Source organism: Marinobacter sp. bablab_jr008 (genome assembly GCF_016464145.1).
Classification (GTDB): domain Bacteria; phylum Pseudomonadota; class Gammaproteobacteria; order Pseudomonadales; family Oleiphilaceae; genus Marinobacter; species Marinobacter nauticus.
The window spans coordinates 166,907-191,416 of record NZ_JACDWW010000059.1 but is presented as its reverse complement, the minus strand read 5'-3'; the positions used below and the strand labels follow the sequence as shown (position 1 = coordinate 191,416).

The 24,510-nt window shown below is 58.0% G+C and carries 20 protein-coding genes; 14 read left to right on the top strand and 6 right to left on the bottom strand.

Annotation, left to right across the window (positions count from 1 at the left end; translation table 11 throughout):
- Window positions 1–154 precede the first annotated feature (154 nt).
- Entirely contained in the window at window positions 155–2,461 is a 2,307-nt protein-coding gene (gene parC, locus JIF53_RS09475; RefSeq protein ID WP_023011138.1) for a DNA topoisomerase IV subunit A, read from the top strand.
- A complete protein-coding gene (gene serB / locus JIF53_RS09470; RefSeq protein ID WP_014422162.1) occupies window positions 2,454–3,686 on the top strand; it encodes a phosphoserine phosphatase SerB in 1,233 nt (410 codons plus the stop codon). Before parC ends, serB begins: the two co-directional genes overlap by 8 nt.
- Before the next feature lie 52 nt (window positions 3,687–3,738).
- On the opposite strand, the gene JIF53_RS09465 is transcribed toward serB, so the two are convergent.
- The 3 genes from JIF53_RS09465 to epmB all read right to left on the bottom strand — a co-directional run bounded on the left by JIF53_RS09465 (window position 3,739) and on the right by epmB (window position 8,985).
- Complete coding sequence (locus tag JIF53_RS09465; RefSeq protein ID WP_199452355.1) at window positions 3,739–5,823, bottom strand: EAL domain-containing protein; 2,085 nt, start codon at window positions 5,821–5,823, stop codon at window positions 3,739–3,741.
- A gap of 102 nt (window positions 5,824–5,925) precedes the next feature.
- Window positions 5,926–7,740, bottom strand: coding sequence for a GTPase (locus JIF53_RS09460; protein WP_199452354.1), 1,815 nt, complete (start codon window positions 7,738–7,740; stop codon window positions 5,926–5,928).
- A 177-nt stretch (window positions 7,741–7,917) separates the two neighbouring features.
- Complete coding sequence (gene epmB / locus JIF53_RS09455) at window positions 7,918–8,985, bottom strand: EF-P beta-lysylation protein EpmB (protein ID WP_183576509.1); 1,068 nt, start codon at window positions 8,983–8,985, stop codon at window positions 7,918–7,920.
- 45 nt (window positions 8,986–9,030) lie between these two features.
- Here epmB and efp point away from each other — a divergent pair, with 45 nt between their 5' ends.
- Both efp and epmA read left to right on the top strand, forming a co-directional pair.
- Window positions 9,031–9,606, top strand: a complete 576-nt coding sequence (efp, locus tag JIF53_RS09450; RefSeq protein WP_011786227.1) for an elongation factor P — start codon at window positions 9,031–9,033, stop codon at window positions 9,604–9,606.
- Window positions 9,607–9,615: 9 nt separating this feature from the next.
- Window positions 9,616–10,584 carry an EF-P lysine aminoacylase EpmA gene (gene epmA, locus JIF53_RS09445; RefSeq protein WP_199452353.1) on the top strand — a complete coding sequence of 323 codons (969 nt, stop codon included), beginning with the start codon at window positions 9,616–9,618 and terminating at the stop codon, window positions 10,582–10,584.
- Between the two features lie 6 nt (window positions 10,585–10,590).
- Here the strand turns inward: epmA and asd are convergent, their stop codons facing one another.
- On the bottom strand, window positions 10,591–11,451 hold the full coding sequence (gene asd, locus JIF53_RS09440) for an archaetidylserine decarboxylase (protein ID WP_199452352.1): 861 nt from the start codon (window positions 11,449–11,451) through the stop codon (window positions 10,591–10,593).
- 195 nt (window positions 11,452–11,646) lie between these two features.
- On the opposite strand from asd, the gene motA reads away from it, so the two are divergent.
- On the top strand, window positions 11,647–12,498 hold the full coding sequence (motA, locus tag JIF53_RS09435) for a flagellar motor stator protein MotA (RefSeq protein ID WP_141067191.1): 852 nt from the start codon (window positions 11,647–11,649) through the stop codon (window positions 12,496–12,498).
- Between the two features lie 30 nt (window positions 12,499–12,528).
- Window positions 12,529–13,488 (top strand): flagellar motor protein MotB, encoded by a 960-nt coding sequence (gene motB / locus JIF53_RS09430; RefSeq protein ID WP_014422157.1) that lies wholly within the window; start codon window positions 12,529–12,531, stop codon window positions 13,486–13,488.
- A 16-nt stretch (window positions 13,489–13,504) separates the two neighbouring features.
- Here motB and rsgA read toward each other — a convergent pair whose 3' ends face one another.
- Window positions 13,505–14,560 (bottom strand): small ribosomal subunit biogenesis GTPase RsgA, encoded by a 1,056-nt coding sequence (rsgA, locus tag JIF53_RS09425; protein WP_199452351.1) that lies wholly within the window; start codon window positions 14,558–14,560, stop codon window positions 13,505–13,507.
- A gap of 105 nt (window positions 14,561–14,665) precedes the next feature.
- On the opposite strand from rsgA, the gene orn reads away from it, so the two are divergent.
- Entirely contained in the window at window positions 14,666–15,208 is a 543-nt protein-coding gene (orn, locus tag JIF53_RS09420; protein WP_011786221.1) for an oligoribonuclease, read from the top strand.
- Here the strand turns inward: orn and queG are convergent.
- Complete coding sequence (queG, locus tag JIF53_RS09415) at window positions 15,203–16,291, bottom strand: tRNA epoxyqueuosine(34) reductase QueG (RefSeq protein ID WP_199452350.1); 1,089 nt, start codon at window positions 16,289–16,291, stop codon at window positions 15,203–15,205. The two genes, orn and queG, sit on opposite strands and share 6 nt — an antisense overlap.
- A 136-nt stretch (window positions 16,292–16,427) precedes the next feature.
- Between queG and JIF53_RS09410 the strand changes: the two genes are divergently transcribed.
- The 7 genes from JIF53_RS09410 to hflX all read left to right on the top strand — a co-directional run bounded on the left by JIF53_RS09410 (window position 16,428) and on the right by hflX (window position 24,451).
- The gene (locus JIF53_RS09410) at window positions 16,428–17,990 is read left to right on the top strand and encodes an NAD(P)H-hydrate dehydratase (RefSeq protein ID WP_199452349.1); all 1,563 of its coding nucleotides are present in this window, start codon (window positions 16,428–16,430) and stop codon (window positions 17,988–17,990) included.
- Window positions 17,987–18,484: a tRNA (adenosine(37)-N6)-threonylcarbamoyltransferase complex ATPase subunit type 1 TsaE gene (tsaE, locus tag JIF53_RS09405; RefSeq protein WP_199452348.1), complete on the top strand. Its 498-nt coding sequence runs from the start codon at window positions 17,987–17,989 to the stop codon at window positions 18,482–18,484. The genes JIF53_RS09410 and tsaE overlap by 4 nt, the downstream gene beginning before the upstream one ends.
- On the top strand, window positions 18,481–19,812 hold the full coding sequence (locus tag JIF53_RS09400) for an N-acetylmuramoyl-L-alanine amidase (protein WP_014422153.1): 1,332 nt from the start codon (window positions 18,481–18,483) through the stop codon (window positions 19,810–19,812). Before tsaE ends, JIF53_RS09400 begins: the two co-directional genes overlap by 4 nt.
- 20 nt (window positions 19,813–19,832) lie before the next feature.
- The gene (gene mutL, locus JIF53_RS09395; protein WP_114434170.1) at window positions 19,833–21,722 is read left to right on the top strand and encodes a DNA mismatch repair endonuclease MutL; all 1,890 of its coding nucleotides are present in this window, start codon (window positions 19,833–19,835) and stop codon (window positions 21,720–21,722) included.
- Window positions 21,723–21,779: 57 nt separating this feature from the next.
- A complete protein-coding gene (gene miaA / locus JIF53_RS09390; protein ID WP_213020293.1) occupies window positions 21,780–22,769 on the top strand; it encodes a tRNA (adenosine(37)-N6)-dimethylallyltransferase MiaA in 990 nt (329 codons plus the stop codon).
- 37 nt (window positions 22,770–22,806) lie between these two features.
- The gene (gene hfq, locus JIF53_RS09385) at window positions 22,807–23,058 is read left to right on the top strand and encodes an RNA chaperone Hfq (RefSeq protein WP_011786214.1); all 252 of its coding nucleotides are present in this window, start codon (window positions 22,807–22,809) and stop codon (window positions 23,056–23,058) included.
- 94 nt (window positions 23,059–23,152) lie between these two features.
- Window positions 23,153–24,451, top strand: coding sequence for a ribosome rescue GTPase HflX (gene hflX / locus JIF53_RS09380; protein ID WP_114434172.1), 1,299 nt, complete (start codon window positions 23,153–23,155; stop codon window positions 24,449–24,451).
- Window positions 24,452–24,510: the final 59 nt, after the last annotated feature.

Below are 24,510 nucleotides of genomic sequence, written 5' to 3'. Positions count from 1 at the left end.
GAGTAAACGGCGTTCTAATCACTGTGGCGAGAATACGGCTCACCTTACAGAGTCTCCATGCGGGAATTCCGCTATTGGAAATTGGTGTATCGGGGCTGGCGTCCATATAATGTGCGCCACAACATTGATAGGCATCCAAGGCAAAGAGGCGTCCATGCCAGAGTTTCAGACAACGGATGAAGGTTTCGAGCGGGTATCACTCCGGGACTACACCGAGAAGGCGTACCTGGACTATTCCATGTATGTCATTCTGGACCGGGCTCTGCCCAACGTAGGGGACGGGCTCAAGCCCGTACAGCGGCGGATTGTATACGCCATGTCGGAGCTGGGGCTGAAGTCCACCTCCAAGTACAAGAAATCGGCTCGTACCGTGGGTGATGTGCTTGGTAAGTTCCACCCGCACGGCGATAGCGCCTGTTACGAGGCCATGGTGCTCATGGCCCAGCCGTTTTCCTACCGCTACCCGCTGGTAGACGGGCAGGGTAACTGGGGGTCTCCGGATGATCCCAAATCCTTTGCCGCCATGCGATATACCGAATCGCGGCTGGCACCCTTTGCGGAAGTGCTGCTCAGTGAGCTCGGGCAGGGAACCGTGGATTGGGTGCCAAACTTTGATGGCACCATGGAAGAACCCTCGGTGCTTCCGGCCCGGCTTCCGCACGTGCTGCTCAACGGTACCACGGGTATTGCCGTTGGTATGGCGACGGATATTCCGCCCCATAATGTTCGGGAAGTCACAGCCGCCTGTATTCGTTTGCTGGATCAGCCCGATGCGTCCGTAGATGAGCTGTGTGAGCACATCAAGGGGCCGGATTTCCCAACCAGGGCTGAAATCATCACTCCCCGCAAAGACTTGCGCCAGATGTACGAGACCGGGCGAGGTTCGCTGCGGATGCGCGCACGCTGGATGCGCGAGAATGGCGAAGTGGTGATCACTGATTTGCCCCACCAGGTCTCCGGAAACCGGGTGCTGGAGCAGATTGCCCAGCAGATGCAGACCAAGAAGCTGCCCATGGTGGCAGACCTGCGCGATGAATCGGATCATGAAAATCCGACCCGTCTGGTGATTGTGCCCCGCTCCAATCGGGTTGATCTGGACGGGCTGATGGCTCACTTGTTTGCCAGTACCGATCTGGAGAAGACCTATCGGGTCAACATCAACGTGATTGGCAACGATGGCCGGCCAGGCGTAAAAGGCTTGTACACCATTCTGACCGAGTGGCTGGCATTCCGGAAAACAACGGTAACACGCCGTTTGCAGCATCGCCTGGACAAGGTGCTGGCCCGGCTGCATCTTCTGGAAGGCTTGTTGATTGCCTACCTCAATATTGATGAGGTAATCGAGATTATCCGCACCGAAGACAAGCCCAAGGCCGAACTGATGGCGCGCTTTGGTTTGTCGGCGGAGCAGGCCGAGGCCATTCTGGAGCTGAAACTCCGGCATTTGGCCAAGCTCGAAGAAATGAAAATTCGCGGCGAACAGGATGAGCTCTCCGCCGAGCGCGATGAGCTGCAGGCCATTCTGGGCTCAGAAGATCGGCTTCGCGAACTGATCAAGACCGAACTCGAGCAGGATGCTGAGACCTTTGGTGATGACCGCCGTTCGCCGATTGTCGAGCGGGAGGAAGCCCGCGCCTTCAGCGAAACCGATCTGGTATCTAACGATCCGGTGACGGTGGTGCTGTCCGATAAGGGTTGGGTTCGCGCGGCCAAGGGTCACGACATTGACCCAGCTGGTCTCAGCTACAAGTCTGGCGACCGTTTTGCCCTGGCGGCGAAGGGGCGCAACAACCAGCAGGCGATTTTCCTGGATTCCACCGGCCGGGCCTATTCATTAATGGCCCACAGTCTGCCGTCTGCCAGGGGGCAGGGCGAGCCCCTGACCGGGCGGATCAATCCCCCCTCCGGAGCTACTTTCTCCGGTTTGTTGATGGGTAATCCCGAACGTAAGACACTGCTGGTCACCGACGGTGGCTATGGTTTCGTCACTTCGCTGAACGACATGATCAGCAAGAATCGCGCGGGCAAGGCCGTGGTCAGCGTGCCCAAAGGCGCCAGAATCATGCCACCGGTGATGATTCCGGAAACGGCATCGACCCTGTATCTGGCGGCCATATCCAATGAGGGCCGCATGCTGGTGTTCCCGCTCAGCGAGCTGCCGGAGCTGGCCAAGGGTAAAGGTAACAAGATCATCAGTATTCCCTCCGCCCGGGTGCAGAATCGCGAGGAATACGTGGTTGCTGTCGCCGTGTTCGGTGAAGAGGATCAGTTGGAAGTGAAAGCGGGCAAGCGGAAGCTTGGCTTGCGGTTTGGCGATCTTGAGCACTATCTGGGTGAGCGGGGCCGTCGTGGTCACAAGCTGCCACGGGGCCTGCAGCGTGTGGATGGTATTGATGTGATTCCTTCGGCTGCGCGGGCCGAGGAAGAAGCCCAGAGCGGGGAGAATACAGACAGTGAGTGAGCTGGTGCTGGTAAACGTATCGGGCCGGGACAAACCCGGCCTGACCTCGGAAATCACCGGAATCATGGGGCGTTACGATGTCCGCATTCTGGATATAGGCCAGGCGGTCATTCATGACCATCTGACCTGGGGCATTCTGATCGAGATCCCGGATGAGTCAAAATCCTCTCCGGTAATCCGGGATTTGCTGTTCCGGCTGCACGCGCTGGATCTGCAGGTGCATTTTGCGCCGATTACCGAGCAGGAATATCAGGCCTGGGCTGAGGGCCGCAACCGGGCCTGTTACATCGTGACCCTGCTTTCCCGCGACATCAAGGCTGAGCAGATCGCCAGGGTGTCGGCGATTACGGCCCGCCATGGCCTGAACATTGACAATATTACCCGGCTGTCGGCAAGGCCGTCGCTGAACACCTCGGAAAACCGTATTGCCTGTGTCGAGTTCTCGGTAAGGGGAACGCCCTCGGATCTTGAACAGCTTCGGGCCGATTTCCTGCACATTGCCGGCGAGATGAATGTGGATATCGCCTTCCAGGAAGATTCGATCTTCCGACGCAACCGCAGGCTGGTGGTGTTCGATATGGACTCCACGCTGATTGAAGCTGAGGTGATCGACGAGCTGGCCCATGAAGCGGGAGTCGGTGAGCAGGTCGCTGAGATCACCGAGCGTGCCATGCAGGGTGAGCTGGATTTCAGTCAGAGCTTTGCCGAGCGCCTGGCCCTGTTGAAGGGGCTGGACGAGTCGGTGCTTGAAGGGATCGCCAACCGACTGCGAATGACCGAAGGGGCCGAGCACCTGATTCGCAGTCTGAAGGCGCTGGGCTATCGGACCGCTATCCTGTCTGGCGGCTTCACCTATTTTGCTCGTCATCTTCAGAGTAAGCTGGGCATTGACTATATCTACGCCAACGAGCTGGAGATTATCGACGGCAAAGTAACCGGTGAGGTGAAAGGTCAGATTGTAGATGGTAAGCGAAAGGCGGAGTTGTTGCTGGAAATAGCTGAGAAAGAGCACATTTCCCGGGAACAGGTGATTGCCGTTGGGGACGGCGCCAATGATCTGCCAATGCTTAGTCAGGCGGGTCTGGGAGTTGCTTTCCGGGCCAAGCCACTGGTCAAGGAGTCGGCACGCCACTCCATCTCCACCTTAGGGCTGGATGCCATCCTGTACCTGATCGGGTTCCGGGAAAGCGAGACCAATCAAACGCTTCAGAATACCCACCTCTGAAACCAAAAAAGGGCGAGAATGATCTCGCCCTTTTTGGTTAAGCGGCCGTTGATCAGTTGTCGCCGAAGTCGTAGTTCATCTCCGGTACCGGCGCCTGCAGGTAGTAGCCCTGAATGTAGTTCACGCCTGCCTGCCAGAGCGTCGCAAGAACGCCGGCGTTTTCCACCAGCGGGATGATGGTCAGCTTGCCGGCATTCTGCAGGCTCTTGACCATTTCCTTGACCTGCTCTTTGGCCTCGTCACTCTTCTGAATCTCTTCCGTGAACGAACCATCAATCTTCACGTAATCCGCCTCAATGTGCTTGAGGGTGTTGAACGGATTGAGTGCGCAGCCGAACTGGGAAATGGATACCTTGCTGTGCAGTTCGTGCACCGCCTTGGTGAAGTCCTTGGCCTGCTTCATGTAGTTGTTGGCATCGCCTTCGCGGATCTGGAAGATCAGCGAATCTCCCGGCAAGCGGGCAGCTTTGAGGGCAACGCTGAGCCAGGGCGTGAAGGTCTTGTCCTGCAGCGTCTCGGCTGTGATGTTCAGGAACAGGCGAGTGTCGTGGCCCCTTGAGCGGTGGCTCGATAGCTGCTTGATGGTTTGCAGGATAACCCAGCGGTCGATCTTGATGGCGGTATCGCTGGGTCCCATCGGCGGCAGGAAGTCATACGGCGAGACTTCTTCGTTGTCTTTGTTGAGCATCCGGACAAAGGCCTCGTAATGCTCCTCACCCTCACCGCGCAGGTTGATGATGGGCTGGAACAGCAGCCGGAAACGGTTATCGTCCAGAGCCTTGAGAATGGCCTCCACCGAGTTGGTTTCATCAAGGCTCTCGTATTCAGCCGGGTTATAGACCAGGATGCCGTTGCCACGCTCGTGGCCTTCCTGTTTTTTCACATCGGCCGAGGCAGTATGGGCCCGGCCCATGAGTTCTTCGGCCTTTGGTGAGTTTTCCGTGATCGCGGCGATACCGATGGACACGGTCAGCGGAACCGTCCGGCCATTGATGTCGAACAAGTGGTCCTCGACCGCTTTACGGATGCGCTCGCACAGACTTTCCATGCTGGCTTCATCACAGGGCAGGCACATGACGCAGAAGGCATCGTCGCTCAGGCGGGCCAGGGTAACCTCGTCGCCGGTCTGTTCCCGAAGCAGGGTGGCGAGATCGCCCAACAACAGATCCGCGCCGGAGATGCCGACCTGGCTCTTCATGCTCAGGAAATTATCCAGGGCAATGTAGGCAAGGGCGCCGGTCTTGTTGTCTTTGCCAGCCGTGGCGATAGCCTGGGCCAGGGCATCCATCAGGTACTGACGGTTGTACAGGCCGGTCAGCAAATCCTGGCTGCTGATCTGTTTCAGCTTTTCCTCCAGCTCGGCATCGCTGTGTTCCGGTTGCAGAACGATCTGGGTGCAGGCCTCTCCGTCGTAAGTGGCTGCGGACACCGACATGGTGACATTCAATTCGTGGTCGTCACTGCGGCGCGCGGTGCAGTTCAGAGTCATGCCATCTTTGCGCTCTTCGGCGAACGCTTTCATGAACTCCTTGTATTTCTCCTGGCTTTCCGGCGTAAGGGTATCGAGCACCGGAATACAAATCAGCTCGTCGATGTCGTCGTAGCCCAGGAATTCCATGTAGGACTGGTTGGCATAGATGTGCATGCCATCGTTGATGTAGGCAATGGCATCCTTGGAACTTTCCAGCAGCAACTGGCAACGCTGCTCGGCCTCACGCAGATGAGATTCCAGTACCCGGCGTTTGCGGCGCTCATCAAGAGCTGCCAGCTCCCGCTTGACCACCAGAACGAGCTGGTCGGTATACTGAAAGGGTACGGCATCCTGGGCACCGGCACGGATGATGTTGACGGTACGCTCGCGGCTGTATTCCTCGGTCAGCAGAACGAAGGGGATGTCCTTGTCCATGCGCTTGACCATGGCCAGAGCATCGTCTGCCCCGAATTCCTGTTCCAGGTCGCGTGCCAGCAGCAAGTCCCAGTTGGAGGTCTTGAGCGCTTCTTCCAGATCTTCTTCCGAGGTAATCCGGTGAGCGCGGGTAGCCTTGCCGGAGTTGCGGAGCAAGCTGACCATGGATTCCGCATCGTTTTGTGATGGGTCAAGAATCAGCAGGTGTACGGTCGTGTTTTTCTTCTGCATTCGTCAGACGTCTCGTGGTGCCGGATATTCACGGATGAATGATGCAGGGGTTGGCCAGCAATAACAACCCTGGCCATGCCGGCAGTTGACGGGCCGCACTATTTAAAGCGACGGCCACAGTGAGTCAAATTCGTCTTCCGTAGTGCCTGGCGTTGATGGGGGAGCACCACGGCCGGCAGTTGGGGTGATGGGATTCTGGAGTTTCAGCTCGAACTGGCTGATGCTGCCAGTGGCCGAGACCTTTTTCAGTAGCTGTCCCTGGTCTTCCCGGCCATCTTGCAGCAGCGAGATCCGGCTGCCGGTCTGGAACGGCAGTCGCGGGGTAATCAGTGTCGCGGCCTGATTGACCACGCTGATTTCGGGCAGCAGCAGGCCCCTGAGGTACTCGCTGCTGTTGCCGACTTTCTGGATAAGTCGCACGGCACAGGGCGCGGCGCTCGGCGCCAGTAGCTCAATGCCCACCTGAGTGCCCTGGTTGCGGATCTGGCGCAGCCAGCGCACAACGGCAATGCTCCAGGGGTGGGAGCTTTGTTCTCGCACGCCCAGAATTTCACCGGCCTGCAACGACGCCGGTACATTGCTCTCCCAGGCCACACAGTAGCCGCCGGGGCTGGTGTTGACCAGCAGGGCGTGGTGCGATCTTGGTCTGTTTTTATCCTGGGCCGCTGATGGTTGTTGACTGCCGCCACTGGTGCGGAAGTTGATCGGGGCATCGGCAGAATGCAGCCGGTCTTCGTTGGGGCCGGCATCGTGCGCGCCGGCCCAGGTGTCTGCTTTGCGATTGGCATTGCGGATAAACAGGTTGTCGGATTCGTGATGACTGTTTTCGTTGCCATCAAGAAATTCCGAGAAGACCTTCTGGCCGGCCACGAAGTAATGCGCAGCGGTTAAGCCCACGCACACTTCCAGCGTGCCCTGGCTGGCAATGCGGTTGAAATTGCGCTTGGCCAGAATACCGAGTGCCTGGCTCAGGTGCGTGAGCAAGGTGTCGCTCACCTTGGAGGAAATTTTCAGTGCCTCGCCTCCGTGGCTGTCATGGCGCCGGGCGTGCAGGGTCTCGGCCAGCAGGGTGGAGAGGTCACGGGTGTCGAAACTGAAGCTTTCATTGCCTGGCGTGTTTTCGAGCAGGCTGCGGTAGACCGGCGGATTGTCTTTTTCCATGTTGATGACAAACAGGCTGTCGGGACCAAGATCCGGAGCGCACTGACAATGCTCGGTCCAGGACTCAAACAGTTCATATACCTGTGTCAGTTCCGCCTGACGCAGTTGGTTCGGCCGCGCACAGCCGAGCAAAAGAATGCGTTTGTAACTGTCGCCAACGGTACTGGCCCGCCGGTGGGTGAGGGTGTCGTCATCCACCTCCATGTTGGCCAACTTGTTCCGGTGCGCAAAGCGGAACATCCGATGGCATTCCAGCCAGCTGTTGGCCGGGCTCGGACAATACAGTTGATGGGACCGAAGTATGGTGGCGGCCAGCTCCGACATTGCCCTATGGATTGCCGTGGCAATTTGGCGCCGGTGTTTGTCTACTCCGCCATTGTCGACGTATTCCAGCAGACAAAGCTTGTATCCGGCGGCCAGGTGCAGCTGAAGTGCCTGGGTCAGATTGGCAATCTTTCGTTGTTTTTCAGGCAGCGCGATGGCCAGCCCGAGAAAATGCCTTGACAGTTCATTGCAGACAAAATGAATCTTGTCCCGCACGATCTCCAGAAACTGCATGCGTTGGAGCGGAGACAGGAACAGATGGTTCAGCTCAATGATCGCGTGATACAGCTGACGCGAAGCCTCACCGGTATTGGCCATCGGCAACTGATCCGCCCACACGCGAAAGGCCTTGGGGGTGGTGTCGCAAAACGACAGGCTCGCTGTTTTCTGTTCAGGAACCTTAAGCTCGGGTTTCAGGATCTTACCATCCATGTTCTCACGCCAATGTCGGGACTGCGTTAGTTGTAACTCAGCGAAAACGCCGAAAATACAGGTCGTTATTGTTTATGGATATTGAACTTTAAGATAGCAAAGCAACGACAAAAAGCGAGAAAATCATGAGTTGACAATGTTTGACAAGTGAAAGTGGGCCAGCTTTTACGACAGGTCTCATGAGCCCAGGTCCAGCGGGGTCTTGCTGGCGCGGCCGGGAAGCTCCCGAACCAGCTTTGGAACCAGGAAGCCGGGCAGATTTTCCAGCATTTCGTTAACTATCCGGATGGCGTCGGTGTCACTCACGGAGAAGTGCCGGGCACCGGAGACGGGATCAAAGGCGTGCAGGTAATAGGGCATAACCCCCGCTTCGAACAGCGTCTCGCTCAAGGCTGAGAGTGTGGCGCTGCTATTGTTGACACCTCTGAGGATTACGCTCTGGTTCAGCAGGGTAACCCCGGCCTCGCTCAGACGTCGGAATGCCTGGCGGGTGGCCTGGTCTATTTCTGCCGGGTGATTCACGTGCACCACCAGGACCTTTTGCAGTCGGGTTCGGGACAGCCAGTCAATCAGGCTGTCGCATACCCGCTGTGGTATCACCACGGGCAGGCGGGAATGAATGCGTAACCGGCGAAGATGGGGGATGTCACCAAGCAGTTCGGCCCATTGCGAGAGCAGGCGGTCGTTCACTGCCAGTGGGTCACCACCACTGAAAATCACTTCGTTGATTTCCGGGCTGGCGGACAGGCTGTCGATGACCTGGCGTCGGTCTTCCGGCCCAAGACGGTGATCGCCGTAGGGAAAATGCCGACGAAAACAGTAGCGGCAATTGATAGCGCATTGTCCCGTGATCATGAGCAAGGCACGGCTGGTGTATTTGCGAATAAGGCCGGTGGTCTGGATGGCCGACGCCTCTTCCAGCGGGTCCGATACGAAATCGGGATGGACCTCCGCCTCCTGGGCGACAGGAAGTACTTGCCGCAGCAAGGGGTCATCCGGGTTGCCTGGCTCAATCCGTGCCAGGTAGGGCTCGGGCACCCGGATCGGAAACAGTCTGTGGCCGCAGGCGGCGCCTCTGTACCAGTCCTCCGGAGCGAGCCCCAGACGTTCCAGCAGTTGTTCCGGCGTCGTGACCGATTGGCTCAGTATCTGTTGCCAGTCCGGTGTGTTGCCTGGTTCAACCCGGACATCGGGTGGATGGCTGGCATCGCGGGCTTCTATACGGGCGGGGGTTCGCTGTATCATAGCGACCTTTGAAATTTTAACGACAGTCTGTCAGGTGGACATTTCATGGCTTCATATTCTACCAACGAATTTCGCAGCGGTCTCAAGGTTTTGCTGGATGGCGACCCTTGTATCATGCTCGAGAATGAATTCGTCAAGCCGGGCAAGGGCCAGGCATTCAACCGGGTCAAGCTGCGCAACCTCATGACCAACCGGGTGTGGGAACGTACCTTCAAATCCGGAGAGTCTCTGGAAGCGGCCGACGTTGTCGAGCAGGATATGGAATACCTGTATACCGATGGCGAGTTCTGGCACTTCATGCTGACTGATGGCTCATTCGAGCAGTACGCGGCTGATGCCAAGGCGGTTGGCGATACCGTCAAGTGGCTGAAAGAGCAGGACGTTTACACCGTGACTCTGTACAACGGCGCGCCGCTGACCGTGACCCCGCCGAACTTTGTCGAGCTGGAAGTGGTTGATACCGATCCGGGCATGAAAGGCGATACGGCTCAGGGCGGCTCCAAGCCCGCGACCCTGTCTACCGGTGCCGTTGTGAACGTGCCCCTGTTCATCACTATTGGTGAAGTGCTGAAGGTTGATACCCGCTCCGGTGAATACGTCAACCGTGTCAAAAGCAGCTGATCACCGATCATGACTGATGGCCCTGTCTGGCAGCCTGCTGCTACCCGGGCCGCTCTGGAAAGCCGCGCACAGCTTCTGGCCCACGTGCGCGGCTTTTTTTCTGAGCGGCAGGTGCTGGAAGTAGAAACACCGGTGCTGGGACGCCACGGTGTGACTGACGTCAATCTCGACGGCATTCCCGCTGCGGTTGACGCCGGCGGCGTTCAGGGGGGGTGGTTGCAGACCTCCCCTGAGTATCACATGAAGCGGCTTCTGGCCGCAGGTTCAGGATCAATATTCCAGATTGCCCGAGTGTTTCGTAACGGTGAGCGCGGCAAACGTCACAATCCGGAATTCTCCATGCTGGAGTGGTACCGCGTTGGCTTTGACGATCAACAACTGATGCGGGAAGTCTCGGATCTGGTCTGTGGCTGGCTGGAGTGCTCGCCTCCGGTAACCCTGAGCTACCGTGAGGCGATGCAGTCCATTGCGGGTATCGACCCGATGACCATCACCGACCGGGACCTTGAACGCTACTGTGAACAGTGGCTGGAGCCGGAACAGCTGGCCGGCCTCGGCCGGGATGGCTGCCTGGATCTGGTGATGAGTTTCGTGGTGGAACCGGAATTGGGCCGAGAGCAACCGGTTTTCATTAACCGCTATCCCGCCTCTCAGGCCGCTCTGGCACGCATCTCTGAGCATCAGGGCTTTAGAGTGGCGCACCGGTTTGAGCTCTACATTCATGGCCTGGAGCTATGTAATGGTTACTGGGAATTGACCGATCCGGCCGAGCAGCGGGCCCGTTTTGCCGCCGATAACTATCTCCGGCGTGCCAGTGGCAAGCCGGAGATGGCGCTGGACGAGTCTTTTCTGGCAGCGCTGGAGACAGGCCTGCCGGAATGCGCCGGTGTGGCCATGGGCCTTGACCGGCTGTTGATGCTCAAGCTGGGCAGTCGCAACATTCAGGACGTTATTGCGTTTCCGATTGAGCGGGCCTGAGCCCTGCTATTTGACGTTCAGTTTGCCGAAGGCTTCGCCCAGCTGAACGGTCTTTTCGGCCACCTGATTCGGCTGCCATTTAACCGCACCCTTGGGCATCACCAGTACCACGGTGGAGCCCAGGCGGAAGCGGCCCATTTCCTGACCTTTTTCAAACTTAACGGCATCGTCTCCGTGGTACTGCCATTGCATAACTTTGCCGGAATTGGGCGCTACCACGCCGGCCCAGGTGGTTTCCACGCTGCCCACAATCATCGCGCCGACCAATACCATAGCCATGGGGCCCGCCTCGGTGTCGAACAGGCAAGCCACCCGTTCGTTTCGGGCGAACAGGTTCGGCACATTTTCGGCGGTTACCGGATTGACTGAGAACAGCTTCCCGGGTACGTAGACCATTTCTTTCAGGGTGCCAGCCATGGGCATGTGAATACGGTGGTAATCCTTGGGCGACAGGTAAATAGTGGCGAACTCGCCTTCCCGGAAGGGCTCGGCCCGTTCGTCATCGCCGCCGAGCAGTTCAGTGAGACTGAATGACTGTCCCTTGGCCTGGAATACACGGTCTGTGCTGATCTGGCCAATCTGGCTGATGGCGCCGTCCACCGGGCTGGTGAGGGTTTCCGGTGCGGGGTCTATGGTGCGAGCGCCCGGCTTGAGTGCACGGGTAAAAAACGCGTTGAACGTGGGGTAGGCGGTAAAGTCTGGCTCAGCGGCCTCGCTCATGTTCACGCCATAGCGGCCGATAAACCATTTGATCACACGGTTTTTCAGGGCTGGAGTGCTCTCGCTGTCGGCCAGACGGCCTGCCAGGCGGGAAACCGCCAGCTGGGGTGTGACGTATTGGCTAAGAACAAACAGTTTATCAAGCATTCCGGGAGACTCTTGCGATCATAAAGCGCGGTAGTCTACCAAACCCTGCGCAGTGTATAGAAATTGTTTCACAGCTTCGCTGTTACGGTTGATGCTTGCTATTATCAGATCACATTTTGGGTGTTCCCGGCTGAGCCAGCTTCGGGTAGTAACCGGCCCCGGCCGTTAACCAGACAAAAGGCGTGCATAGTCACCATGTTATTGATCATTGGAGCTGTGGTCGTTGTTGCGTGCGTTCTTGGTGGGTACGTTCTGCACGGCGGCAATCTGGCGGTTTTATGGCAGCCGACAGAAATCCTGATTATCGGCGGAGCGGCCGTTGGTTCATTTATCATCGCCAACCCGTTACATACCGTAAAAGAGGTGTTTCAGGCGTGTATCCGGTTGTTGACCGGGTCTCCTTTCAATAAATCCTATTACATGGATTTGTTGAGTCTGCTCTATGAGGTGTTCGACAAGTCCCGCAAGCAGGGCGTCATGGCCATTGAGGAGGACATCGATAATCCGGAGTCGAGCCAGATCTTCAGTCGTTATCCGGCGATTATGAAATCCCGGCACCTGCTGGATTTCATCACTGATTACCTGCGCATCATCAGCTCCGGCAATATGGCCCCGCATGAGCTGGAAGGCATGATGGAAAACGAAATCGAAAATCGACAGCACGAGCTTGAAGAGCCTGCTCATGCGGTCAACAAGATTGCTGATGCTCTGCCAGGGCTGGGTATTGTTGCCGCCGTGCTCGGGATCGTGATCACCATGGGGTTCCTCACGGAAGGGCCGGAGAAAATCGGCTTGAGCGTTGCGGCGGCACTTGTTGGTACCTTTCTGGGCATCTGGATGGGGTATGGTTTTGTCGGGCCAACCTCGATTGCGCTTGAGCATGCCGCCAAGTATGAGCTGAAAGCCTACGAATGTGTTAAATCGGCCATTGTCGCGACGGTGTCAGGACAGGCTCCCCAAATGGCAATCGAATTTGGGCGCAAGGCACTCCCTACCGAAAAGCGACCGGGATTTCAGGAGCTCAATGACCACGTTCGCTCAAAGTAACAAAAAGCCTGGTTAGCCTCGGAGAGTATCTTGGAAGAACAGCCGATCATCATCAAACGCAAGAAAAAGGTTGTCGGCGGGCATCACGGCGGCTCCTGGAAAGTTGCGTTTGCTGATTTTGCGACCGCGATGATGGCGTTTTTTCTGGTGCTCTGGCTCACCGCCACGGCTAGCCCCGAACAGAAAAGGGCGGTCGAAGGCTACTTCAAGGATCCTGTTGGCTTTACCGAAGGCGGCTCGCCCAACCCGGTAGACCTTGAGGGCAGTGCCTCGGTCATCGAGGAATCTACGCAGGATCAGGAGGCCAGCACCATTCAGATTGAAGACGAGGTGGTGGATGAACTGGCGGACACTCTGGAGCAGCGCCGAATGCAGGAGCTTTTCCAGGAGTTGCAGGAACGGATCGAGCAGAATCAGACCCTGCAGGAGTTCAAGGATCAGTTGCTGATCGATATTACCGACGAAGGCCTGAGAATTCAGATTGTAGACCGGTCCGGTCGGCCCATGTTCGACAGTGGTCGGGCAGAGTTGAAGTACTACTCTCAGGACATTCTGTTTGAGTTGGCCAAGACCCTGGGGTCAGTCAACAACAAGCTCAGCATTACAGGTCATACCGACGCCACGCCGTTTAGCGGCCGACCGGGTTACACCAACTGGGAGTTGTCGGCAGATCGCGCCAACACAGCGCGTCGAGCGCTGGTGGCTGGCGGCGTCCGGCTGGAGCAGATCGCCCGGGTGGTGGGATTGAGTGATTCGGTGCTGTTCGACAGGAGCAACCCCACGGCGCCGGTGAACCGCCGCATTTCCATTATTGTTCTGAACAAAAAGACCGCCGACAGTATCGAGACCGGGGCAGGGCGCTCCGATCAGCCGCTGATTGATCTTACTCGCCCGACGGAGGAGCAGGAGCAGCAGGCTCTGGAACAGCTGGAAGGTGGCGACTGGTTCCAACCGAAAGAAGAGCCCGCTCCGGGTGAGCTGAATTGGTAGCGTTGGTTCTGTGGGTTCAGGTGAGCTTGAGACCACGAGCCAGCTGATCGGTCATATCCTGAAGGATGCGATGAAAGCTCTTCAGGCGTTCCGCTGAAATCTCGCCAGCCTCGGCTGCTGCGTCCAGAGCGCAGCCCGGATCTCCCATGTGCCGGCAATTGCGGAACTTGCAGAGCCCGATCAGCGGCCGGATTTCCCGAAAGCCGTATTCCACTTCCTGCGGCGTCATGTGCCAGAGACCGAACTCCCGGATACCCGGAGAATCGATCAGATCGCCCCCCCCGGGCAGGTGGAACAGTTTTGCCGTGGTGGTGGTATGCACGCCTTTGCCGGTACTCTCGGAGACCGCGCCCACCCGTAGCAGTTCATCCGGTAACAGTGTCTGAATGATGGAAGACTTGCCCACGCCGGACTGACCCACAAAGACACTGGTCTGATTCCGCACCAGAGCTTCTACTTCCGGGGCTGGCGTGCCTGCGGTTTCTGCGGCTGAAGTGCGCGCCACCTCATAGCCCAGCGCCTGATATCTGGCCAGCAGGGCTTCGATCTGATCCCGGTTGTCGTCGTTAATCAGATCTGTCTTGTTCAGGAGGATTACCGCCGGAATGTCAGAGCTTTCAGACGCCACCAGATAACGATCGATCAGGTTGTCGTGGGGCTCGGGCTCGGGGGCAATTACCAGAATGATATGGTCGATATTGGCGGCCACCGGTTTTAGCGCGCCAAAGTTGTCCGGGCGCTGCAGCAGGTTTTCCCGTTCACAGCGGGCAACAATCACGCCGGTTTTGCTTTTGCCCGGGCGCCAGACCACCCGGTCTCCGGTCACCAGGCTGTCAATGTTGGCTCTGACGAAACAGCGGAACACCTGCCCGGATTCCGGGCCTTCAAGCGCCTCGATATCCAGTTGCTGGCCGTAGTGGGCAATCACCAGTCCATTCTGCTCAGGGCCAAGCTCACCGGCGGCGGCTTGTTCTTCCACCGCTTTTTCCTTGCGTGCAGCTCTCACCGTCCGTTCTTTCTGGATCTTTTCGATGCGCCATTGCTGGCGTTTGTTCAATCGTCGTTTTGCCATCTGCGTTCAATCGGTTAACCGGCGTTTGGGTATCACATCATACGTGAATCGTGGACAATACACAGAACTTCATCCACCCGACAAAACGGCATAGGTAACAGCGAGATGAGTAACGGCGACCGCCTGATCTGGATTGACCTGGAAATGACCGGTCTGGATCCCGAGCAAGAACGCATTATCGAGATGGCCAGCATCATCACCGACTCCCAGCTGAATATCGTGGCAGAGGGGCCGGTGATTGCCATTCATCAACCCGACAGCCTGCTGGAGCAGATGGATGAATGGTGTACCCGCACCCATGGTGCCAGTGGTCTGACCCAACGGGTCAAAGAGAGTACCATCAGCGAGGCAGAGGCCGAGCAGCAAACCCTCGAGTTTCTGGGCAAACATCTGGAGCCAGGACAATCCCCGCTCTGTGGCAACAGTATTGGTCAGGATCGGCGGTTTCTGGTGAAATACATGCCCAAACTGGAAGCCTTCTTCCACTACCGCAATCTCGATGTCTCAACGGTAAAGGAGCTGGCCCGCCGCTGGCGCCCGGACGTGCTGGAAGGAGTCAAGAAACAGGGCAGTCATCTGGCTCTGGACGATATCCGTGACTCCATCAATGAACTGCGCCACTACCGGGACCATTTCTTCAAGCTATAGTCCGTGCTGTTTCAGGGCCCAGGCCACGTGCTCGCGGACCAGTTCCGACGGGTGGTCGGCCCGGGCTTTGAGTGCCTCCACCACCGGAATGGTGCTGGGGGCGTTGCCCAGTCCCACCGCCAGATTCCTGAGCCAGTTTTCATAGCCGGTGCGTCGGATTGCTGACCCTTCCGTGCGCTTCAGAAACTCCTGCTCGCTCCACAGGAACAGCTCCGCCAGGGATGAATTGTCCAGACCATGCCTCGGTTTGAAGTCTTCCTCGTCGGTGGGCTTGTTGAACTTGTTCCAGGGGCAGACCAGCTGACAATCGTCGCAGCCGAATACCCGGTTGCCCATTTGTGAACGCAGCTCCTCCGGGATCGGTCCTTTCAGTTCAATAGTGAGATAGCTGATGCAGCGCCGGGCATCCAGTAGGTGAGGGCCTACAAAGGCGTCGGTCGGGCATACGTCCAGGCAGGCAGCGCAAGAGCCGCAGTGTTGGCTGTCGAACGGTGCATCCAGGGGCAGAGGGGCATTGGTGAAGATTTCACCCAGAAAAAAGAACGAACCGGCTTTGGGGTGAATCAGCATGTTGTTTTTGCCAATCCAACCCAGTCCGGCCCGTTGCGCCAGTCCGCGCTCAAGTACCGGCGCGCTGTCGACAAATGCCCGGTAGTCATAGCCGCTGACAGCCTCGTCAATCCATTTTGCCAGCGTGGCCAGGCGTTTGCGCATCAGTTTGTGGTAGTCGCGCCCCAGGGCGTAGCGGGTAACGTAGGCCCGTTCCCGGTCAGTAAGCACTTGTTTCGGGTTGTCAGGTGCTGGCAGGTAATCCAGTCGGACGGAAATGACCCGGGTGGTCCCGGGTACCAGGGAGTCGGGTGTGTAACGTTTGTCGCCATGGTCGGCCATGTAGGCCATCTGGCCGTGGTAACCTGCTGCCAGCCAGCGCTGCAGACGTTCAGCGTGAGGCCCCGTCTCCGCCTGGGTAATCCCGGCATCGGAAAAGCCCAGCTCCCGTGCCCACCGGCGGATCTGTGCGGGCAGGTCCGCGAGCTCTGTATGGAGCGTTTCTGAAGCTGGGTGTTCTGGAGTAACGGCCATAGTGGACTGCTTGCAGGTGCGGCCCTGCGAAGATTTAATTTGATTAAGTTATGACCTTTTTTCCTGTTTTGCTATGCTTTACAGGTATCTGGCCAATTTTCTTAAACCGGTTTCTGTATCTGGGAGTTCCCGGCAAATGCCCTCTGTTTCCGAGCACAGTCTACCAGAAGCGCTCTATTCCGCCGACTCGGTGCGGGCGATGGATCGCTATCTGATTGAACAGCAGGGGGTGGATGGCTTCGAATTGATGCAAACGGCAGCTAGATCGGCGTTCCGCCATCTGGTGGCATTCTGGCCTGGTGCGCAGCCTGTGCTTGTGTTGTGCGGAGCTGGCAATAATGGCGGTGATGGTTACCTGGTGGCCGCCAACGCTAAGCGTCATGGCATTGATGTGGCGTGTGTTGCCGTGGCGCCGACGGAAAAGCTCACGGGCGACGCCCGGTCTGCGTGCCAGAAAGCCCGGGCCGATGGTGTCGAGATTCTTGAAGGCAGTGCCCTGTCCGATGCCGATTTGCAAGCGCGGATGGATAGCGCTGCGGTGGTGGTAGATGCCATGCTCGGTACCGGAGTAACCGGCGCGCCCAGGGAGCCCTTTGCCAATGTTATTGGTCAGTTGAACCAATCCGGAAAGCCTGTGTTGGCAGTGGATTTGCCGTCCGGCCTGGATGCCACAACCGGTGCCGCGACAGGGGATATGGTGCATGCCGATGTGACGGTCACTTTCATCGGCGCCAAGACTGGCCTTTTCACCGGCGCAGGCGCGGGTGTCTGTGGTCAGGTAATGTTTGAAGCGCTGGGGGCGATTAACGCCGGTCAGCAGAGCGGGGAAATGCCCTTGGCCGAGCTTTATCCCTGGGCGCGATGCCAGTCCTGGTTGCCGGAACGCCCTGCTAACGCCCACAAGGGCATGTTCGGTCATGTCCTGGTGGTGGCGGGAGATCACGGTTTCGGCGGGGCGGGCATCATGGCTGCAGAGGCGGCCTCCAGGGCCGGCGCCGGGTTGGTGTCATTGGCCACCCGGCCGGAATACGTTACCGCTGCGCTGGCTCGTTGTCCGTCGTTGATGGTCAGGGGTGTAACCCACGGGTCTGAGTTGCCGGCTTTACTGGATAAACCCGATGTCGTGGTCTGCGGACCCGGGATCGGCCAGTCCTCCTGGGGACAGCAAATGCTGCAGCAGGTTATTGCCAGTGGCAAGCCCAGAGTGTTGGATGCAGATGCACTCAACATCATGGCCGACCGCGCCCCGGCGCCGGCGGACAACCATGTGCTGACGCCTCACCCGGGAGAAGCGGCCAGGCTGCTGGGCTGTAGTGTTCAGGAAGTCGAGGCGGACAGGATGGGAGCGGCAGCACGCATACAGAAGCTGTGGCATGGCATTGTCCTGCTCAAAGGTGCGGGTACGGTTGTTGCCACCGGCAGCGGAGTGCCCGGCATAATACCGGGCGGTAATCCGGGGATGGCGACAGGGGGCATGGGCGATGTGCTGTCGGGCATCCTGGGGGCGTTTCTTGGGCAAATTCCGTCCGCCCGTCAGGCGGTAATGGCTTCAGCGGCTTTACATCTGGCGGCCGCGGATGAGGCGGGGCAGAATAAAGGCTATATGGGGCTGCTCCCGGCTGATGTGATCGAAGCCATACCGCAGGTGCTGGCAAGGTCGGAGCGCCCTGAATGTTTCAATGGCCGGGGGAATCGATGAGTATTTTTGGAAATGAGCGCCGGTTGTTTCTGGAAGACGAGGCCGAGACTGAAAGGCTCGGGGCTGAGCTGGCTCGGTTGGCCGGCCATGCCCGGGAAGGCCTCACTGTCTTTCTCGACGGCGAATTGGGGATGGGCAAGACGACCCTGAGCCGTGGTGTTATGAGAGGGCTTGGCCACGAGGGTGCCGTCAAGAGCCCGACCTATACACTGGTTGAACCCTACGAACACCTGGAACCACCGGTGTACCATTTTGATCTGTACCGGCTGGGTGACCCCGAGGAACTGGAATACATGGGAATCCGGGATTATTTTGCCAGCCAGAGCATCCGGATTATTGAGTGGCCGGAGCGTGGTCAGGGAGTCTTGCCTGATCCGGATCTGGAAATCCATCTTGAACGGGAAGGTCAGGGGCGCTCTGTGGTATTGCGCGCCCGTTCGGAGCTTGGGGCTTCCTTGCTTAATGAAATAGAACTGATAGGGCCGGATTCATGAAAATCTTGGTGATTATGGCGCTGTTGCTTTCAGCCAGTACAGTTTTGGCCGGTACCCGTGTCGAGGGGGTGCGTTTGTGGCCGGCTCCGGATCATACCCGCCTGGTGCTGGACACTGCCGGTCTGGTTGAGCACAACGTATTCTCTCTGAGTGGACCGTCCCGGCTGGTTATTGATCTGAAGGATGCTGCTCTCGGCACGGATTTCAGCAAGGTCGACCTTTCCGGTAGCCCCATTCAGCGTATTCGCAGCGCGCCAAGGAATGGTAACGATTTGCGGGTGGTGCTGGATCTGAAAAGTGATATCAAGCCTCGCAGCTTTGTGCTGGAGCCGAATCAGCAGTATGGCCATCGTCTGGTGGTCGATTTGATTGACGAACAGGGCAGCCGTCTCGATCGGGCGACGAGCCCGACGGTGACCCAGGATTCTGCCGGTAAGCGTGACATTATCGTGGTTATCGACGCCGGTCATGGCGGCGAAGATCCGGGCGCAATCGGGCCCCGGGGGACCCGGGAAAAGGATGTCGTGCTGAGAATGGCAAAGCGTCTGGCCGATCTGATCAACCAGCAGAAAGGGTTCACGGCCAAGCTTACTCGGACAGGCGATTATTACGTGGGCTTGCGGAACCGCACCTTGCTGGCCCGCAAGTACAACGCGGATCTGTTCGTGTCCGTGCACGCCGATGCCTTCAGAACGCCGCAGCCACGGGGAGCATCCGTCTTCGCGCTGTCTCAGCGCGGTGCCACCAGTGAAACGGCTCGATGGCTCGCCCAGAGCGAGAACCGTTCAGATTTGATCGGTGGTGCCGGCGGTGTCTCTCTGGATGGCCGTGATGACATGCTGGCCGGGGTATTGCTGGATCTCTCCATGACCGCAAGTATCAACGCCAGTCTGGGGGTTGGAGATTCCGTGCTGGGCCGGTTGGGCCGTGTGGCCAAGCTTCACAAACAGGGGGTGGAGCAGGCGGCATTTGTGGTTTTGAAGTCGCCGGACATCCCCTCGATTCTGGTGGAGGCCGGTTTCATCTCGAATCCGACCGAAGAGAAGAATCTTGCGTCCGAGTGGTACCGCAACAAGCTGGCCAACGCCATTTTCGATGGCATCGAGCAGTATTTTCGTCGCACACCACCTCCCGGCACTTTGCTGGCCTGGGAAAAACAGCAAAACCGGGGTGGCACCGACGTCAGCCAGTACCGGATACAGCGAGGTGATACTCTCTCGGGCGTTGCCCGGGAGAATCAGACCACCGTCAGCGAGCTGATGCGCTTTAACGGGATGAACGATGATCGTGTTATGGTAGGGCAAACCATTCGCATCCCCTCATCCTGATCAAGAGGTAGTCCCCGGATATGCCCCACATCCAGTTACTGTCCCCCCGGCTTGCCAACCAGATTGCTGCCGGGGAGGTGGTAGAACGTCCTGCTTCTGTTGTTAAAGAGCTGGTTGAAAATGCCCTGGATGCCGGGGCCTCGCGCGTCGATGTGGAGATCGAGCAGGGTGGGGCAAAACTGATCCGGGTGCGTGACGACGGCTCCGGTATTGAAGAGGCGGACCTGCCTCTGGCCCTGAGCCGGCATGCCACCAGCAAAATCCTGACCCTGGATGATCTTGAGGCTGTGGCCTCTCTGGGATTCCGGGGTGAGGCATTGGCCAGTATCAGCTCCGTGTCACGCCTGACCCTCACCTCCCGTACCGAGTTGCAGGAAGCGGCGGCCCGTGTTGAGGTGGAAGGCCGCGACATGGATGCTCGCATCTCACCGGCGGCCCATCCCGTGGGTACCACGGTTGAAGTGAGGGATCTGTTCTTCAATACTCCTGCCCGCCGCAAATTCCTGCGCACGGAAAAAACCGAATTCAACCACGTTGAAGAGTGTGTTCGCCGTCAGGCTCTGAGTCGGTTCGATACCGGTTTTACCCTGCGTCATAACCAGAGAGTGGTGCAAAGCCTGCGCCCTGCTGAGACGGATCTGGACAAGGAACGTCGGATTGGTTCGCTGTGTGGCCAGCAGTTTATCGACAATGCGGTGGTTATTGATGCCGAGGCCACCGGGTTGCGCCTTTGGGGTTGGGTGGCGCTGCCGACCTTTTCCCGCAGTCAGGCAGATCTGCAGTACTTTTTTGTGAATGGCCGGGTGATCCGGGACAAACTGGTCGCCCATGCAGTTCGCCAGGCCTACCGGGACGTTCTGTACAACAACCGTCACCCTGCATTTGTGCTGTACCTGGAGGTAGATCCGGCTACGGTGGATGTCAACGTTCACCCAACCAAGCATGAGGTTCGGTTCCGCGACGGCCGGCTGGTTCACGATTTTATTTTCCGGACTCTGCATCGAGCCCTGGCGGATGTACGCCCGGACGATCATCTCCGTGGGGCGGCGGCCCAATCCTTTGGTCGTGAGTCTGCGGTTGTTGAACCCGAGCATTCGGCTGGCGGTTTCAGTGCCCCGGGTACATCGGGACCCTGGCCCACACAGTCACGCACTGAGGCTTATCCGTCGTCGCCCGGGCAGTCACCCCAGCAGGAGTGGCGGGCCAGTGATCAGATGGCGTTTTACCAGTCGTTGAATGAGGGTGGCGGTGTTTCAACACCCGTTGCCCGGGCAGAAATGCCAGCGGCGTCAGCTTCGGTTACGCCGCCCAGGGATGATGCGGAAGAGCCGCCACTGGGTTATGCGATTGCCCAGCTGCACGGAATCTACATTCTGGCCCAGAGCCGTGCCGGCCTGATCGTGGTGGATATGCATGCCGCCCATGAGCGTATTACTTATGAGCGCATGAAGCGGGCCCTGGTCGAACAGGATCTTAAGAGCCAGCCTTTGCTGGTGCCCCTGTCACTGGCAGTGAGCCAGAAAGAGGCGGCGCTTGCGGAGAGCCATGGTGAAGAGCTGCAGCACCTTGGTCTGCAGATTGAGCGTATCGGGCCAGAGACGTTGGCAGTGCGGCAGATCCCGGCATTGCTCCGAGGGGCAGACACTGAGCAGCTGGTGCGCGATGTGCTGGCAGATCTGATTGAGCACGGCCAGAGTGATCGCGTTGAAGCGGTCACCCATGAATTGCTCGGCACCATGGCCTGCCATGGGGCGGTGCGGGCAAACCGGCAGCTCACGATTCCAGAAATGAATTCGTTGCTTCGCGATATGGAAGCAACGGAGCGCAGCGGACAGTGCAACCATGGCCGGCCCACCTGGACCCTGGTCACCCTGTCTGAACTGGACAAGCTGTTTTTACGGGGGCGCTAAGCGGTGATTCCCGATAACCGCTCCCAGCAGGGTTCATTGCCGCCAACGATCTTTCTGATGGGGCCGACTGCGTCTGGCAAGACCGATCTTGCCATTGAGCTCTGCCGTGAGTTGCCCTGTGAGATCATCAGTGTGGATTCCGCGATGGTTTATCGTGGCATGGATATTGGCACCGCTAAACCTTCACCTGAAGAGCTCGCCCTGGCACCACATCGATTGATCGATATCTGTGATCCGGCGGAGACCTATTCCGCGGCGGATTTTCGCCGCGATGGGTTGGCGGCCATGAGCGAGATATCTGGCCGTGGCCGGATCCCGTTGCTGGTGGGCGGCACCATGATGTACTTCAAGGCATTACTGCATGGCATGTCTAATCTGCCGTCGGCAAGTCCGGAGCTGCGGGCAGAGATCGAGCGGGAAGCCGAATGCGATGGCTGGGACACGCTGCATCAGGAATTGGCAGACAAAGATCCGGAGGCCGCTCGCCTGATTCATCCCAATAATCGTCAGCGCCTGATGCGGGCCATTGAAGTGATTCGGCTCACAAATAAGCCGATCTCCTCGTTCTGGAAGTCAGAATCGGGAACTTCCGGGCAACAGCGGCAGTCTGGTATTGAGGATTACACGTATTTTACCAGCTGGCAGGCAGACGAAAGCGCTGGCCTGCCGTATACTGTTTTTCAGTTTGCCCTGGCGCCTGCCGAGCGCTCTGTGCTGCATTCGCGGATACAGAAACGGTTTCTGGCAATGCTGGAAGCAGGCTTCCTTGATGAAGTCCGTGCCTTGATGGCGCGAGGTGATCTCAGCCCCGATCTTCCCTCGATGCGTTGCGTGGGTTATCGACAGGCCTGGGATTACCTGTCAGGCAACGAGGATTACGACAGCTTTGTTGCCAAGGGCGTTGCCGCCACCCGTCAGTTGGCGAAACGGCAGCTTACCTGGTTGCGAAAATGGCGAGATGTGCACTGGCTGGACTCCGCCGACCCGCAAGTGGTGCTGGATACCTTGAAAAAATCCGGGCTTCACACCACATTTAACGTTGAATAATGACGATCTGCATTTACTTATAAACAGGAGAAAACACATGTCAAAAGGGCACTCTTTACAAGACCCTTACCTCAATGCCTTGCGCAAGGAACGCATTCCGGTTTCCATCTTTCTGGTCAATGGTATCAAGCTTCAGGGCCAGATTGAGTCTTTTGACCAGTTCGTGATTCTTCTCAAGAACACGGTGAGCCAGATGGTTTACAAGCACGCTATTTCCACTGTGGTTCCTGCTCGTAACGTCCGGCTACCGCAGCAGAACCCGGCAGGTGAAGGTGAGTCTGAAGACTGATAACGCCTGCTTTTCCCGCTTTCACACCCGCGCTCCAGGACAGCCTATGTGCTTGAATGGTCGCGGGTGTTTGTGTTTATGGAGTTGATGAAACTTGTTTGAGCGTCCAGATGTCGGAGAACGGGCGGTTCTCGTTCACATTGATTTTACCGCCCACGACGATACCGAAGATCCGGAAGAGTTCCGGGAACTGGTGACATCCGCCGGCGTAGAGCCGGTTGCTACTGTAACTGGCACCCGGAAGCAGCCCAGCCCGCGTTTTTTTGTGGGAGAGGGCAAGCTTGAGGAAATCCGGGATGCGGTGGCCGCCTCCGAAGCGGATGTGGTGCTGTTCAATCATGCCCTGAGCCCGAGCCAGGAACGTAATATTGAGCGCGAGCTCAAGTGCCGGGTGCTTGATCGCACCGGCGTGATCCTGGATATCTTTGCGCAGCGGGCCCGCACCCACGAGGGCAAGCTGCAGGTGGAACTGGCGCAGCTGGAGCATATGTCTACCCGGCTGGTACGGGGCTGGACTCACCTCGAACGCCAGAAGGGTGGTATCGGTTTGCGGGGGCCGGGTGAAACCCAGCTCGAAACCGACCGCCGGCTGTTGCGCGAACGCATCAAATCCATTCACCGGCGTCTGGAAAAGGTCCGCAAGCAACGGGATCAGGGCCGTCGCGCCCGCAAGCGTGCCGACATACCTACGTTGTCACTGGTGGGTTATACCAACGCCGGCAAGTCCACGCTGTTCAACCGAATTACCACGTCCAGCGTATATGCAGCAGACCAGTTGTTTGCGACCCTGGATCCGACCCTGCGCCGGCTGGAACTTCCCGACATCGGGCCGGTCGTAATGGCCGACACAGTGGGCTTCATCCGCCATTTGCCGCACAAGCTGGTGGAGGCATTCCGGGCGACGCTGGAAGAAACCACCCAGGCCACGTTGCTGTTGCACGTGATCGACTGTCACGACAGCCGTCGGGATGAAAACATCGAACAGGTGGAAAACGTTCTGGCAGAAATCGGAGCCGATGAGATTCCGATGCTGCAGGTGTTCAACAAGATCGATCTGCTTGATGGTTTCGAGCCCCGGATTGATCGCAACGAAGAAGGTTTGCCGGTGCGAGCCTGGGTTTCAGCCGTAACGGGAGAGGGGCTGCCGCTGCTGTTCGACGCGATTGTTGAGCGTCTTGCAGAGGATGTGGTGCACCACTTTGTGCGTCTTGGCCCTGCCGATGGCAAGCTTAGAGCGCTTCTGCACGAAGCGGGTTCGGTACTGAGTGAAGAGCATTGCGACAACGGCGATCAGGTGCTGGAAGTCCGGCTGCAGAACCGGGACTGGCTGCAGCTTTTGAGCCGTGCCGGTGTACGTGAGGACGTGATCCGGTTGGAAAGCCGGCCGGTCTGAATGGCCCCTGCTATTGCCGGGGCCTTGATAAATCCCTAGTATTTGCAGCCATTCGATTA

Coding starts and splice junctions, on each gene's coding strand:
- parC (WP_023011138.1), top strand. CDS start 155: ATGCCAGAGTTTCAGACAACGGATGAAGGTTTCGAGCGGGTATCACTC.
- JIF53_RS09465 (WP_199452355.1), bottom strand. CDS start 5,823: ATGCAGAAGAAAAACACGACCGTACACCTGCTGATTCTTGACCCATCA.
- JIF53_RS09460 (WP_199452354.1), bottom strand. CDS start 7,740: ATGGATGGTAAGATCCTGAAACCCGAGCTTAAGGTTCCTGAACAGAAA.
- epmB (WP_183576509.1), bottom strand. CDS start 8,985: ATGATACAGCGAACCCCCGCCCGTATAGAAGCCCGCGATGCCAGCCAT.
- efp (WP_011786227.1), top strand. CDS start 9,031: ATGGCTTCATATTCTACCAACGAATTTCGCAGCGGTCTCAAGGTTTTG.
- epmA (WP_199452353.1), top strand. CDS start 9,616: ATGACTGATGGCCCTGTCTGGCAGCCTGCTGCTACCCGGGCCGCTCTG.
- asd (WP_199452352.1), bottom strand. CDS start 11,451: ATGCTTGATAAACTGTTTGTTCTTAGCCAATACGTCACACCCCAGCTG.
- motA (WP_141067191.1), top strand. CDS start 11,647: ATGTTATTGATCATTGGAGCTGTGGTCGTTGTTGCGTGCGTTCTTGGT.
- rsgA (WP_199452351.1), bottom strand. CDS start 14,560: ATGGCAAAACGACGATTGAACAAACGCCAGCAATGGCGCATCGAAAAG.
- orn (WP_011786221.1), top strand. CDS start 14,666: ATGAGTAACGGCGACCGCCTGATCTGGATTGACCTGGAAATGACCGGT.
- queG (WP_199452350.1), bottom strand. CDS start 16,291: ATGGCCGTTACTCCAGAACACCCAGCTTCAGAAACGCTCCATACAGAG.
- JIF53_RS09410 (WP_199452349.1), top strand. CDS start 16,428: ATGCCCTCTGTTTCCGAGCACAGTCTACCAGAAGCGCTCTATTCCGCC.
- tsaE (WP_199452348.1), top strand. CDS start 17,987: ATGAGTATTTTTGGAAATGAGCGCCGGTTGTTTCTGGAAGACGAGGCC.
- JIF53_RS09400 (WP_014422153.1), top strand. CDS start 18,481: ATGAAAATCTTGGTGATTATGGCGCTGTTGCTTTCAGCCAGTACAGTT.
- mutL (WP_114434170.1), top strand. CDS start 19,833: ATGCCCCACATCCAGTTACTGTCCCCCCGGCTTGCCAACCAGATTGCT.
- miaA (WP_213020293.1), top strand. CDS start 21,780: ATGGGGCCGACTGCGTCTGGCAAGACCGATCTTGCCATTGAGCTCTGC.
- hfq (WP_011786214.1), top strand. CDS start 22,807: ATGTCAAAAGGGCACTCTTTACAAGACCCTTACCTCAATGCCTTGCGC.